Source organism: Cohnella caldifontis, assembly GCF_029360585.1.
Taxonomy (GTDB): domain Bacteria; phylum Bacillota; class Bacilli; order Paenibacillales; family Paenibacillaceae; genus Cohnella; species Cohnella caldifontis.
Map to the genome: position 1 here is coordinate 92,537 of NZ_JAQZSJ010000018.1, position 13,505 is coordinate 106,041.

Consider the following 13,505-nt stretch of genomic DNA (forward strand, 5'->3'; position numbering starts at 1 on the left):
GAGAATTATCGTTTGAAGGCTTCGACCAGCGCGTTGATATAACCGTTTCTCGCGCGTTTGCTGATCTCCGCGTCGGGTACGATGTGTTCGAAAGCGTGATAGCACCCGGGATACAGGTGGAATTCGACCTCGACGCCGGCTTGCGCAAGCCTGGCGGCATATTCGATCGTTTCGTCCCGGAACGGGTCCAGTTGGCCCACGCAAGTATAGACGGGCGGCAAGCCGGCCAGGCTCGCCGCCCGTGCCGGCGCGGCATACGGGGAAATCGCGTCATGGGCATGGGCGCCCAGGTACATGTTCCAGGCCGCCCGGTTGTTCGACGCGTTCCAAACCCTGGGATCCATGAATTCTTGGCTGGAAGGGGTTGCGCACCGTTCGTCGATCATCGGGTATAACGGCATCTGGAAACGAATCGCGGGTCCTCCCCGGTCGCGCGCCAACAGGGCCAATGCCGCGGTCAACCCTCCTCCCGCGCTCCCGCCGCCGATCGCGATGCGCGACAAGTCGAGATTCCACTCCTCCGCCGCAGCGCTCGCCACCCATAATAAAGCCGCGTAGCAGTCTTCGATCCCCGCCGGGAACGGATGCTCCGGCGCCAATCGGTAATCGGGGGAAAACACGACGCAGCCTGCCGCTTCGACGAAGCTTTGGCAAATGGCATCCTCGTTGCCCGGATGGCCGAGCACGTATCCTCCGCCGTGGATCCACAGCAACGCCGGCCGGTTGCTCTCCTCCCGGTGGTCAGGCTCATAGATTTTGATTGTTATCGGGTTGCGGTCAACGCCGGATATCCGGCGTTCCGTAATCCGAACGGAATCGGACGGGTCGGCGGGAACCGGGGGAAGCTGCCGGAATGCGGCCAAATCCCCGGGCAAATGCAGGGGAGGGAGCTTCGCCAATCCTTCTCTCAATTCCGGGGCTACTCTATCCATGAAGTGCATGCACGCGTGCCTCCAATGCTTCGAAGATCGGTTGCGTCACGTTTATTCCGCAACGGCAACGCCATGAAAGTCGTGTTGATGGCAAACGAAACTGAAATGCTCGTGATGGATGCCGACCGTCCCGTCTTCGAACCGGAACGTCAGGCGGTCGCGATGCGGGGAATCCGGCTGGCAGGCGCAAATTTCGAACGTTGCCGTATCCCGCCACCACCCCTTGACCGCGACGGGCCGGCCCGAAAGTGAATTGGCGGCGTTCCATTCGCGAAGCCCGCAGGTTAAGCGTTGCGTGCCGCGGCTGTCCGTCCATTGGCATACGCATTCTCGACCCTCGAACGATAACGAGATTTCTTGCAATCCTTGCTCATTGGATTCGATCCTGTACTTCTTCGCTCCCGACCACCCGCCTTCCGCCGAAGCGTTCGCGCCGCCCAGTTCCAACGTAGCGAGCTTCCGCGTCAGCCGATCGTTTTCGGATGGATCCAACGATACGGGCACAGCCTCCTTCATGGAGGGGAGCAAATGGCGCCATACCGCATCCAGCACGCCCTGCATGTCCGACAATCCGCCGGTCATGGCAATCACGGCGTCCTGGTCGGGCATCACGATGCAATATTGTCCGAACGCGCCGTCGCCCCGGTACGCGTTGTGGCGGCATCTCCAAAACTGGTACCCGTAACCTTGCCGCCAATCGATGTTCCCGGTCTCGCCGTTGTCCTCCGGCACGTTGGCGTTATCCGCCTGGAAAGCGGCGGCTTCTTCGATCCACGCGGCGGGCAGGATCCTGACGCCGTTCCATTCGCCTTTGTTCAGGAGGAACTGTCCGAACCGGGCGATGTCCTCCGTCGTCAGCCAGAGCCCCCATCCCCCCGTGTTTCCGCCTCCCGGCGCTCGATCCCATTTCGGGTTTGCGATTTCCAGCGGATCGAATAACCGGGGCTGCAAATATTCGGCCAGCGTAACGCCGGCGGCACGCTCCACGATGGCTCCCAACACGTGGCTTGCGCCGCTGTTGTAAACGAACCAGGAGCCGGGCGCCCGTTGAATGGGCAGCTCGAGGAATCCGCGCACGAAATCCCGGTCGCTTCTGTCGCCGACCCGCAGTTCGGTCCGGTGATTCAGGAAATCCGGCGTAACCCCGAATCTCGTCGTGTCGGATTCATGGCCGGTCGTCATCGTCAGGAGGTGCTTGATCCGGATCTCTCCCATGTTGTTGCGGATTTCCGGCGTCTCCAACTCCGGGAAGCGGCTCAGTATCGGATCCTCCAGCGTAAGCAAGCCTTCCTGAACCGCGAACCCGACCGCCATCGACGTGAAGCTCTTGGTCAAGGAATAGACGGCATGGGGCACGTTCGGCCGATAAGGCTTCCACCAGCCTTCCGCCACCACATGGCCGTGACGAAGGAACATGAAGCCGTGCAGCGCCAGCTTTCGGTTCTCGATCTCCTCCAAAAACGATGAAACGGAAGACGGAGAAACGCCTTGTTTCTCGGGGATGCTCCTCGGGAGCGCGTGGGTGTCTGTCATCGGGATATCCTTTCTTGCGCTCGATTATCTGCGCTCAGGTTCGACCGGATTATGGCAACCGGTTGACACAACAAACGAAACGAAACCGCCGTCCGGCTCCGCGCCTTGCCGCGGCGCACTCGATTGCCTTCTTACGTCGTTTCCCTTTCAATCAGCGTAACCGGAAAAGTCGTGACCATGGGGACCTCTTCCCCTTCCAGCTGCTTGGCCACCAAATCGATCGTGCATTCGCACATTTCGCGGATCGGCTGCTTTACCGTACTCAGCCTCGGGGACATTAAGGACGCGATGCGGACATCGTCATAGCCGACGATTTTGATCTCTCCGGGCACGCTTTTCCGCAGCTGACGGCAGGCTTGAATCGCTTCGGCGGCGATCAGATCGCTGCTGGCGAAAATCCCGTCGAGATCCGGATGCCGCTCCATAAAACGGACGATCTCTTGCTCGTTTTTGTGCTCGTCTCCGTTCGTCGCCTCTAGCTGCAAGTGGACGGACTCGATCCCGGCAGCCCGGACTTCGGCTTCGAACCCTTGCGTTCTGCCGCTCGCGAGCAGCGCCTGATGGTGCGGACCGCCGACGCCGCGGTAGACGTACGCCAACTTGCGGCATCCCTTGCCGATGAGGAGACGGGCCGCCAGCTTGCCCCCCATGACGTTGTCCGAGGTGACGATCGGAATGTCGTCGGCCACGGTCCGGTCGAAGGAGACGATCGGCAAATTCAAATTCAGGTAATGCTCGACTTCCAGGACGGTGCTGCCCATGATGATCGCGTCCACTTGGTTCTTTTTCAGCATCTCGATATATTTGCTTTCTTTGGCGATGTCGCGATTGGAGTTGCACAGCAATAATTTATATTCTTTTCGGTCGGCATAATGTTCCAGGTGGTAGGCCAATTCGCTGAAAAAAGGATGGGATACCGCGGGAATGATGAGACCGATCATATTGGACTTTTTGCGGAACAAGGCCCGGGCCATCTCGTTCGGCTGGTAGTTCAGTTCTTTCATCACTTGATAGACCTTGTCCCGCGTTTTCTGGCTGATATACCCCCGGTTATTGAGCACGCGGGAAACCGTCGTGACGGAAACCCCCGCCCGCTCGGCCACGTCTTCGATTTTCGGCATCGGTCGACCACCTTGCTGAGTTTTCCTTCATTATAATCTTTCGTTTCCCCAATTTCAGCCGTGACGGCCCGCTATTTCAAGGCTCCGTCCGTAATCCCCTTGATAATCTGTTTCTGTAGGAACAGATACAGCACGAGCACCGGGATGACGGTCATGATCAATCCCGCCATCAGCGGAGAGTAATCCACGGAATAGGAAGAGAAGAAATTATACGTCGAGAGCGGCAGCGTCTTCTGATCCGGCGACAGCAGCACCAAGCTCGGCAGCAGGTAATCGTTCCAGATCCAAAGCACGTCCAGGACGATCAGCGTCACGAAAACCGGCTTGAGGAGCGGCAGCACGATCTGGAAAAAGATCCGCGGTCTCGAGCTTCCTTCGAGGAAGGCCGACTCTTCCAATTCGTACGGGACCCCCTTGATGAAGCCATGGAACGTGAAGACGCCGAACGGCACGCCGAACCCCAAATACATGAACACCAGGCTGCTCTTCATGTTCAGCAAATCCGCGTTCCCGTACAACATTACCAGCGGTATCATGAGCACTTGGAACGGGAGCGCCATGGAAGCCAGCATGAGGAAGAACAAGACGGCGTTCAGCTTCCATTTGAACCGCACGAACAAATATCCCGTCATGGACGAGAAGATCAGGATGAGGAACACCGCCGATACCGTGATGATCAAGGAGTTCATGAATCCGTGAAGGAAATCCATGTTTTCGTAGGCGTCGGCGTAATTCCCGAACCGGAAGCGCTCGGGCCAGGACAGAGGGTTATCGACGAATTGCTGCGTCTTCTTGAAAGAGTTCATGATGATGAGCAGAAACGGCGTCAGAAACACGATCAAAAACAGATACATGAACGAATATTTGAGGATGGAGGCCAGCGTACGCGAGTTCATTACGATTCGACCTCCAGTTTTTTCAGCAGATAGGATTGGGTCAGCGCGATGATCGCGACGACGGCGAACAGCACCACGGCTTCGGCCTGGCCGATGCCGTACTGGTCGGACAGGAACGCCTTCTGGACGATATGGTAGGTCGCGAGTTCGGTCGAATTGAACGGGCCGCCTTTGGTTAACGCCAAGTTGATGTCATAGGTCAGGAACGAACGGGAGAGCGAAATGAAGACGCAGATGACGATGGCCGGAACGGACAACGGCAGCACGATCCTGCGGATGACGGCAAACCTGCCGGCCCCGTCGATCGCGGACGCTTCCAGCACGTCCTGCGGGACGCCGGAGAATCCGGCGATATAGATCATCATCAAGTAGCCGACCAATTGCCATGCCGTCGCGATGATGAGCGCCCAGAACGCGGTGTTCGTATCCGTCAGCCACGACTTTTCGAATAAAGGCCAGCCGTACTTGTTGCCCAGATAAGGCAAGACTTGCGAGAACAAGGTTTGCCACAGGTAGCCCAGGACGATCCCGCCGATCAAGTTCGGCGTGAAAAACCCCGTCCGAAGCCACTTTTCCCCTTTCCCGCCCCGGGTCAGCCCCAGCGCGACGAAGAAAGCGGCCGCATTGGCGATCAGCACGGTGAAAAAGACGTATTTGAGCGTAAACCACAGCTGTTCCAGGAATACGTGATCCTTAAAAACGTGGAGGTAATTGGCGAAACCCACGACCGAATGGTCGGCCGTCCGGACGTCCCAATTCGTGAAGGTCAAATACAATCCGACCAGAAACGGAACGACCACGACGGCAGCAAACGCAAGCAAAGAAGGTCCCCCGAACAGCAGGAACGTCCCCGCGTTTCTGTAAAAACCGCTTTTCTTCATGCTGGCAACATCCTTTGCCCGAATTTGCCTTCCGGAACAAAAGATGGGCAGAGGCGGGGCCTCGAACCCATCTTTCGCAGGCGAACGGATCGGCGGTTACTTGCCGGCGTTCGACTTCCAATAGTTTTCGACTTCTTCCGCCAGTCCTTTGCGATCGATCTTGTCGACCAGGTATTTCTGCATGGAGGCGCCCGTCTTGGCCCAGTAGTCCTGCGGGAGGTAGTTGATGACCGCGATGTTGATCGACTTGCCTTGATCGACGAATTGGGCGACGGAATCGGAGATCACGTTGGATCCTTTCGCTTTGACTTCCTTGTAAGGCATGGACAGCCCCATCTTGCTCACGATCGCATCCTGTCCTTGCTCGCTCGTGACCAGCCACTCCAGGAAAGCTTTCGCGGCCGCTTGCTGCTCGGGCGAGGATCCCGAATTGTCGATGGCGAACAGCTTCGGTTCGCTGTACGCGATTTGCGAGTTGCCGAAATCGTCCGGATTGTTGCTGATCGGCACCGGGATGACGCCGAAGTCTTGGTCCCGTCCTTCCAGCGTTCCGACGACGGCCCAAGTCCAATCGCCCATGAAATAGAAGGCCGCGTTACCTTTGGCGAAATCGGCGCTGTCTTTGTTGTAATCGGCGACGAGCGGGTCGTTTTTCCTGGCGTTGTATTTCTTCAGAAGATCGAACGTATCCATCAGGCCCATGAACGGAGCGTTATCGAGCAAGCTGACTTTTCCGTTTTTCAAGTCTTCCACGAACTTGCGGTTCTCTTCTACGCTGTTGGTTTGCAACGAATAGGCAAGGCCCAGATAGTGGGCGCCCAGCGACCAGTCCGCACCGTGGATCATGACCGGCGCCTTGCCGGCCGCTTCGATCTTCTTGAACAGCGCCTCCAGGTCGTCGCGCGTTTTCACGGAAGCGGGATCGAAAGCGCCGCCGATCGCTTCTTCCACGACCCGCTTGTTATAGAGCAAGCCGTATCCCTGGGCCGTCCAGGGAATGCCGAGGAATTTGCCGTCGAGCAGCGCGGCGTCTACCGCTCCGGGCTTCGTCAGTTGCTCGTATTTCGCTTTGTCCGACTCCAGATCCAGGAACTTGTCTTTGTATTGGAGAATGGTTCCCGCGTCGAGGTTCGCGATCGTCGCCGGGTTGCCGGAGGCGAGCAGGGACTGGAATTTCTCGAGCTGCGCGCCGCCGATCGGCGTCGGGATCAGTTCGATCGTGACGTTCGGATTCAGCTCGTGGTACGTCTTGAACAAATCCTCGAATACTTGGTTGACTTCGGCGGAGGTATTGAAGAACGAAATTTTCACGGGTTTGTCCGACTGCGGGGCCTGCGACGCCTGCCCGGTCTGTTGCGCTTGCTGCGACGGTTCCGCGCTCGGGCTTTCTTGGCTCGAGGAATTTCCTTTGGAGCACGCCGCAAGGGTGCCGAGGATCAAGGTCAAGCAAACGGCCAACGCGATGCCTTTCCACTTTTTCAAAACTGTCTCCCCCTAACGTTGGTTTGTGAAGCGCTTTATTTCTTGATTTCATCATTATGATAACCGGTTAACATATTTGTGTCAACCGGTTGTCATAATGAAGATGCGATCTGACGTCCTCTAATGATCGGTCCTGCGGATTTTAAAGCAGAATTGCAACTTTCTGTTGCACCATTCAGCAAGTACATGCAAAAATAGAGAGGCCAGGCGGCAAAGAATGCCCCGTTTCCTTTCCAATGGAGAAAGGAGCGGGGCATTTACGTTTTTTGAAAAGGAGAGGGCGATCAAAATGAGTTTCGAAACGGAACACGCGAAATGGATAAGGGAACATCTAAAGCGAAGGCACGGGGAACGCCTAGACGCTCTCAAACGCGGCCACGGGTATGGAAACCGACTGTTCGTCGAACGAATCTGGTGGTCCCTTGTGGGACATTTCCATGGGTTGCATCCCGAATATGAAGTAAAGGATTGGCGGGGGAGATCTTATTTCGTCGATTTCATGTGGATTGTCGGGGCCGTTCGGATCGTGATCGAAATCATGGATTTCGGCTCGCACGGTACGGATCGAACCAAGTATCGAATGGATTTGAACCGGGGGCTGTTTCTGCAATCGCAAGAATGTTTGGTTATATATATCTCCTTGGATGAGCTGAAAGAAAACCCCGCATATATCGTTTCCGCGTTGCGAAGCATCTTGTCCCCTTACCTGCTGGGCTTAGGCGGAACGGCCAGAACGCCTGAAAGGCTTTACTCCAAAACCGAACGGGACTTGATGCGGGCAGCCATTCGCCGCAACCGGACGATCCGTCCGACCGATGCGGCCAGAGAGTTGGAGATGCATATTACGACGGTCATTAAAAACTGCCGCAAGCTGGTGGAAAAAGGGAAATTCCGAGCCGTGCCCAGAGGAGTCTCCCAACGCGTCGTTTATTTTGATACGATTCGATATTTATATATGAAAAATCGCATCCAATCCAACACTTTGAGCCTCTACTACCATTTGTATTCGAAAAACCGCACAGAATGGATGACCCGAACAGCCGTTGCCGAGGCAACGCACATTCAGATAAATAAGGACCGGGCGCCAAACGCCCGATCCTCCGATTATCCCTTCGTTCCCGACGGTCCAATCGCTTCGTACCTTCGGGTCACGCTTCCTTCATCAATAGTTGGCGTCGGCCTTGAAGAACTGGTCCACGTTCTCCGGCGTGACCGGCGTCGCTTCGAGCACGATATGATGCGGCACCGATTTCTCCCAGAAGCCTTCCAAGCCCTTCTTCTCGAGGATTTTCACGGCCATGTTGACCGCGCTGCCGCCCATCGTCGGCGAGTACGTCAGCGATACGACGACTTCAGGAGACTGCTTTTCTTTCATCATCTGATAGACTTCCTTCATGCCGCCCGAGCTGACGATGAACATCTCCTTGTCGCGCTTCGCGTCCCGGATCGCCTGGACGATTCCGACCGTCATGTCGTCGTCCTGGGAATACACGGCATCGATCTGCTTGTTGGCTTGCAGGATATTCTCGGTCGCTTTCAGCGCTTTTTCGCGGGTGAAATCGCCCGGCTGCGTCGCTACGATTTCGATCCCGGGGTAATCTTTGATATAATCGCGGAAGCCTTTGGACCTCAAATCGGTGACGGTTGACGGCACTCCGGAGATTTCGACGACTTTGCCTTCCGGCTTGCCTTTTTTCTTCTTCAGCGCATCCACCAAATATTTGGCATCGCCGTATCCGATGCCGTAGTTGTCTCCGCCGACGTAGGTGCGGTAGCTTTCCGTATTCACGGCGCGGTCGATGACGATTAAAGGAATCCCGGCCTGCGCGATTTTCTCCGCGGCGGGAGTCAACGCGGCGGACTCGATCGGGAGCATGACGATCGCGTCCACTTTCTTGGTGATCAAGTCTTCGATATCCGACGTTTGTTTCGCGGGATCCTTAGCCGTGTAGAGCAAGTATTTGACGTTGCCGTGCTTTTCCGCTTCCGCTTTCGCGTTCGAGACCAAGGCGCCCATCCAGCCGTGGTCCGCCGAAGGAAGCGAAATCCCGAGCGTATAATTGCCCGATGCGGCGGAACCGGCGTCGCCGGACGGGCTTTCCGACCCGCTTGCGGAAGGGCTTTCGGAACTTTGCTTGTTGCCGTTGGAACATGCGGCCAGAACGAGACAGACAGCCGCGATCAATACGAGCGGTTTTAACCACACTTTACTCTTTGACATGGATTAACCCTCCTATAATGGACGAAAAATTGTTCAATTCGCTTGCTATTCCCTTCTTTGCAGAAGCACGGCGGCTACGATGATCACCCCTTTCACGACACCTTGCAGATAAGGCGAGATATTGAGCAAGTTCATCACGTTGCTCAATACCCCCAGAATCAAGACGCCGAACAAGGTGCCCAGTATTCTGCCTTTGCCCCCAGCCAAGCTGGCGCCGCCGATAATGACGGCCGCGATCGCGTCAAGCTCGTACATGTTGCCTGAGGTAGAAGTCGATACGGAGTTCAATCGGGAGGTTTCGATCACGGAACCGATGGCTGCGGTCAGTCCGCAGATCATGTAGGAGAGGATCGTAACCCGAAATACCGGGATGGCGGAAAGCCGAGCCGCCTGGGTGTTGCCTCCGACGGCGTAAATATGCCTTCCGAATACCGTCTTCTCCAACACGACATAGGAAAGGAAAACCATGACCGCGAATATGATCACGGGAATGGGGATGCCGAGCGCGTAGTTGTTGCCGATTTTCGCGTATGCGGAATTCATGCCCGAAATGGCGCCTGCGTCCGCATAATAGAGAGCGAGCGATCGGGCGATGGTCATCATCGCCAAAGTGGCGATGAACGCGGTAATTTTGCCGTAGGTGATCAACAATCCGTTCACGAGCCCCAGCAAGAGACCGGCAAGCAATCCGAGCAGGATGGAGACGGGAATGGAGGAAGCGTAGTTGACTTGGGCGGCCATAACCACCGTGCCCGACAAGGCCAGCACGGATCCGACCGACAAGTCGATGCCTCCCAGAATGATTACGAAGGTCATCCCGAGCGACAGGATGCCGACAATGGAAACCTGCCTCAGAATATTGGTGATATTGGCGACCGTCAGAAAATACTCGCTTAATACCGAAGCGAAAACGACAAGCACGAGTAGCGCGAACAAGACGCTGTACTGCTCCCAGATCACGCCGATCCAGTTCCGATTCCGGCCGGATTCCGTTTTGATTTCCTCTACCGTGTTGGACATCTCGATTCTCCTCACTTTAAAGTCCGGTTGCCAAAGCCATCACATTCTGTTCATTGGCGGCGGCGTGGTCGAGTTCCCCCGTGATTTTCCCATGATGCATCACGATGATGCGGTCGCATAGTCCCAGCAGCTCCGGCAGCTCCGAGGAAATGACGATGATCCCCTTGCCTTCTTCGGCAAGCTCCGCGATCCGTTCGTAAATCTCCCGTTTGGCCCCTACGTCGATCCCGCGCGTCGGCTCATCGAGGATGAACAATTCGCTCTCCGCCGCCATCCACTTCGCGAGCACGACTTTCTGCTGGTTGCCTCCGCTTAGATGCTTGACCGGACGCGACGGTTTCTTGACCTTCACGTTGAGCTTGCCGATGAACTCCGCAACCAACCGGTTTTCCGCATGGCGGCGCACGAAATTCCATTTGCTGATTTTGCGTGGAGTGGTTACGGAGATGTTGTTCGTCACGCTCATCTCCAGGAACAGACCGCTTTGCTTCCGGTCCTCGGTCGCGAGAGCGATGCCGGCGCTTACGGCCGACAGCGGATCCCGAAAGTCCGCCTTCCGGCCTTTCCAGTAAATCTGCCCGCGTTCGGGCTGCCAATCCCCGAAGACCGTTCGCGCCAGCTCCGTTCTTCCCGCCCCGATCAGCCCCGCGAATCCTACGATTTCTCCTCTCCGTACGCTGAAGCTCACATCTTGAAAATGGGATTTCAAAGTCAATTGCTCTACTCGGAGGATTTCCTCTCCCGGCTGTCTCCGTCTTGCCGGATAAAGGTCGCTCAGTTCCCGTCCGACCATCATGTTGGCGATGTCTCTTTCCGACAGGCCGTCCATCGGAAGCGTGTTCACGTAATGCCCGTCGCGAAGAACCGTTAACCGATCGCAAAATCCTTTCAATTCGTTCAACCGGTGGGAAATATAAACGATGGAGACGCCTTTGCTCTTGAACTGCTGGATCAATTCGAACAGCTTCCGCGACTCCCGCTCCTCCAGAACGGCCGTCGGCTCGTCCATGATGAGCACTTCCGCGTTCATGGACATCGCTTTCGCGATTTCGACGATTTGCTGCTCCCCGATGCTCAGTTTGCCGACGGTCGCTTTCGGGTCCAGAATCAATTCGAATCGTTCCAGCAGCTTTCTCGTTTCGCTCACCATAAACTTGAAATCGCTGAAAACGCCTCGTTTCTTGGGTTCCCTTCCCAGAAAAATATTCTCGGCCACGCTCATGCCGGGCACCAGATTCAGTTCCTGATGGATAATGGCGATCCCGTGCCGCTGCGATACCGTTGGGCTTGACAGCGCAACGGGCTTGCCGTGAAGAAGAATTTCCCCTTCGTCCGGTTGATGGATCCCGGCAATGATCTTCATGAGCGTCGATTTTCCGGCGCCGTTTTCGCCGACCAAAGCATGCACTTCGCCTTTCTTGAGATCAAACCTCACCTTATGAAGCGCTTTCACGCCCAAGAAGCTTTTGCTGACGTCTTTCATCTCGAGTACCGTCACGATTTCACCTTCTTCTGCTGTTGGCTATGACGCCATCATACCGGAGGCCGAAACTCCCAACAATTAACTAAATTGAGGGAAAACTTTATATTCTTGCGAAACCTAAAACGGCGATTCTCCCCGGGAGGAGACATCGCCGTTTGGCCGAAACCGGGTTGCATTCCGACGGATTAACGGGTTGCCCCTACTTGAAATTGACTTAAAACCCCTTGCAAACCGTTGGACAAATCGGACAGCGACTGAGCGGACTCGGATACCCGCCGGGTGGCGCCCAATTGATCTTGCGTCGCGGACGCCACTTCCCGGGAGCTTGCGGAAGTTCTCTCCGCGATGGAGCTCATTTCTTCCATGGAACCGCTGATCTGCTCGAAGGTTGCCGATATTTCCTCGGTCATCCTGGAAATTTCCTGCATCTGTTCGGCAACCTTCACGGACGTTCCGGCGATCTGCGCGAACCGGGAGCCCGCTTCTTCCACGGACTCCGTGCCGGAGAGGATTTCGCCGGCAAGCCGTTCCATGGACGCGGCGGTCTGCGATGACGCGCGCATCATCGTACGGACGATCCCGGCGACGCTTTTGGCCGATTGCTCCGTGCTTTCCGCCAACTTTTTGATCTCGGCCGCCACCACGGCAAACCCCCGTCCGTTAACGCCCGCTCTTGCCGCCTCAATGGAGGCGTTAAGGGCGAGTAAATTCGTCTGCGACGAAATTTCGGAGATCAATTGGATGATATGGCCGATTTCTTGGGACTGCCGGATAAATTGGCGGATGGCAGCATTCGCCGACTCCAGCGTATCTTTGACGGCTTGCATCTGCCGAACCGCTAGATGGATCGCTCCGTTTCCGCGAGCCGCTTCTTCCGCGCCGCTCCGGGAAAGCACCGTCACGCGCGCCGTCTGGTCGGCGATATTCAAGACGTTCGACGTCAGCGTCTCAATGGCTTGGGTCGTTTGTTCCGAGGCTTGAACCTGAACTTGCGCCCCATTCGCGACTTCATCGATCGTCGCGGAGATTTGAAGGGAAGAATGGGCGGATTCACGGGCATTTTGGGACAATCGATCCGATGAATCGGCAAGCCGGTCGGTCGTTTCCTTGATGACGGAGAAAGCCTGGGTCAGTTTGTTGACCATCGTATGGGCCGAGCTAACCAGATCGTTCAGTTCGTCCTTCGTCCTGGAGGGGAAGTCCGGCACCTGCAAATCCCCTGCGGCGATTTTTACGAATATTTCCCTTAATCGACGGATCGGATCGGATATTCTCTGGGCCAGAAGGAGGGCGAGCAAGATGCCGACGATGATGGAGCCTATGGTTACGGAGACGTTCACGATCGAGCTCATCGATTTCGTTTGATCGATTTTCTGGCGGTGAAGCCCGATTTCGGACAACTGTTCCGAAGCGAACCGGGCGAATGTTTGCCTGAGCGATTCCAGAGGAAGATACTTATAGGTGCCTTGCGCTTGTTCCGCGGATCCGTCTTCATCCATCGCGAACGATTCCCGGTTCGCTTGATAATAATCTTTCCACGAGGTCGACAACGCTTCGAACTCCGGAGCGGCCCCCATTTTGTTTTCCAGCGCCGCGAATCCCGTTTCGATCCGCTTCAAGGCGTTCGAATATTCCGCCTGAAACAGCTGCTTGTCGGAGTCGAAACTGCTCATGACGTACAGGAATCCGCTCTTATGCAGGTCCGTGATGTCCGCGTTCAACTGGTCGGCGATTCCCAGGATTTCGTTCTGTTCTTGGATCTCGGAATCCATGCGGCTTACCCATGCGCTCGTGAACAATGTCGTCAGCGTAGAGATGCAGAGCAAGAGGAGGATGCAAGCGAATCCCGATAACAGCTTCGTTCGGATCGTTCGGATCGGAAACGCCCGCAGGCGATGCGGCCATGGTTTGCCCATATTTTACTTCCTTCCGTCCC

The 13,505-nt window shown here is 56.1% G+C and carries 10 protein-coding genes; all 10 read right to left on the reverse strand.

What is annotated here, in order from left to right:
• Window positions 1–5: 5 nt before the first annotated feature.
• Window positions 6–941 carry an alpha/beta hydrolase gene (locus PTZ19_RS20470; RefSeq protein ID WP_276357259.1) on the reverse strand — a complete coding sequence of 312 codons (936 nt, stop codon included), beginning with the start codon at window positions 939–941 and terminating at the stop codon, window positions 6–8.
• Between the two features lie 42 nt (window positions 942–983).
• On the reverse strand, window positions 984–2,465 hold the full coding sequence (locus tag PTZ19_RS20475) for a serine hydrolase domain-containing protein (protein WP_276357261.1): 1,482 nt from the start codon (window positions 2,463–2,465) through the stop codon (window positions 984–986).
• Between the two features lie 131 nt (window positions 2,466–2,596).
• A complete protein-coding gene (locus tag PTZ19_RS20480; protein WP_276357264.1) occupies window positions 2,597–3,586 on the reverse strand; it encodes a LacI family DNA-binding transcriptional regulator in 990 nt (329 codons plus the stop codon).
• Window positions 3,587–3,657: 71 nt separating this feature from the next.
• On the reverse strand, window positions 3,658–4,482 hold the full coding sequence (locus PTZ19_RS20485) for a carbohydrate ABC transporter permease (protein ID WP_276357266.1): 825 nt from the start codon (window positions 4,480–4,482) through the stop codon (window positions 3,658–3,660).
• Window positions 4,482–5,363 (reverse strand): carbohydrate ABC transporter permease, encoded by an 882-nt coding sequence (locus tag PTZ19_RS20490; RefSeq protein ID WP_276357270.1) that lies wholly within the window; start codon window positions 5,361–5,363, stop codon window positions 4,482–4,484. The genes PTZ19_RS20485 and PTZ19_RS20490 overlap by 1 nt, the downstream gene beginning before the upstream one ends.
• Window positions 5,364–5,459: 96 nt before the next feature.
• On the reverse strand, window positions 5,460–6,845 hold the full coding sequence (locus PTZ19_RS20495) for an ABC transporter substrate-binding protein (RefSeq protein WP_276357273.1): 1,386 nt from the start codon (window positions 6,843–6,845) through the stop codon (window positions 5,460–5,462).
• Window positions 6,846–8,007: 1,162 nt separating this feature from the next.
• Window positions 8,008–9,066, reverse strand: coding sequence for a substrate-binding domain-containing protein (locus PTZ19_RS20500; RefSeq protein WP_276357275.1), 1,059 nt, complete (start codon window positions 9,064–9,066; stop codon window positions 8,008–8,010).
• A gap of 45 nt (window positions 9,067–9,111) precedes the next feature.
• Complete coding sequence (locus PTZ19_RS20505) at window positions 9,112–10,086, reverse strand: ABC transporter permease (RefSeq protein WP_276357278.1); 975 nt, start codon at window positions 10,084–10,086, stop codon at window positions 9,112–9,114.
• Between the two features lie 16 nt (window positions 10,087–10,102).
• Window positions 10,103–11,584 (reverse strand): sugar ABC transporter ATP-binding protein, encoded by a 1,482-nt coding sequence (locus PTZ19_RS20510; protein ID WP_276357281.1) that lies wholly within the window; start codon window positions 11,582–11,584, stop codon window positions 10,103–10,105.
• A 170-nt stretch (window positions 11,585–11,754) separates the two neighbouring features.
• On the reverse strand, window positions 11,755–13,485 hold the full coding sequence (locus tag PTZ19_RS20515) for a methyl-accepting chemotaxis protein (protein ID WP_276357284.1): 1,731 nt from the start codon (window positions 13,483–13,485) through the stop codon (window positions 11,755–11,757).
• Window positions 13,486–13,505 lie beyond the last annotated feature (20 nt).

Coding starts and splice junctions, on each gene's coding strand:
- PTZ19_RS20470 (WP_276357259.1), bottom strand. CDS start 941: ATGCACTTCATGGATAGAGTAGCCCCGGAATTGAGAGAAGGATTGGCG.
- PTZ19_RS20475 (WP_276357261.1), bottom strand. CDS start 2,465: ATGACAGACACCCACGCGCTCCCGAGGAGCATCCCCGAGAAACAAGGC.
- PTZ19_RS20480 (WP_276357264.1), bottom strand. CDS start 3,586: ATGCCGAAAATCGAAGACGTGGCCGAGCGGGCGGGGGTTTCCGTCACG.
- PTZ19_RS20485 (WP_276357266.1), bottom strand. CDS start 4,482: ATGAACTCGCGTACGCTGGCCTCCATCCTCAAATATTCGTTCATGTAT.
- PTZ19_RS20490 (WP_276357270.1), bottom strand. CDS start 5,363: ATGAAGAAAAGCGGTTTTTACAGAAACGCGGGGACGTTCCTGCTGTTC.
- PTZ19_RS20500 (WP_276357275.1), bottom strand. CDS start 9,066: ATGTCAAAGAGTAAAGTGTGGTTAAAACCGCTCGTATTGATCGCGGCT.
- PTZ19_RS20505 (WP_276357278.1), bottom strand. CDS start 10,086: ATGTCCAACACGGTAGAGGAAATCAAAACGGAATCCGGCCGGAATCGG.
- PTZ19_RS20515 (WP_276357284.1), bottom strand. CDS start 13,485: ATGGGCAAACCATGGCCGCATCGCCTGCGGGCGTTTCCGATCCGAACG.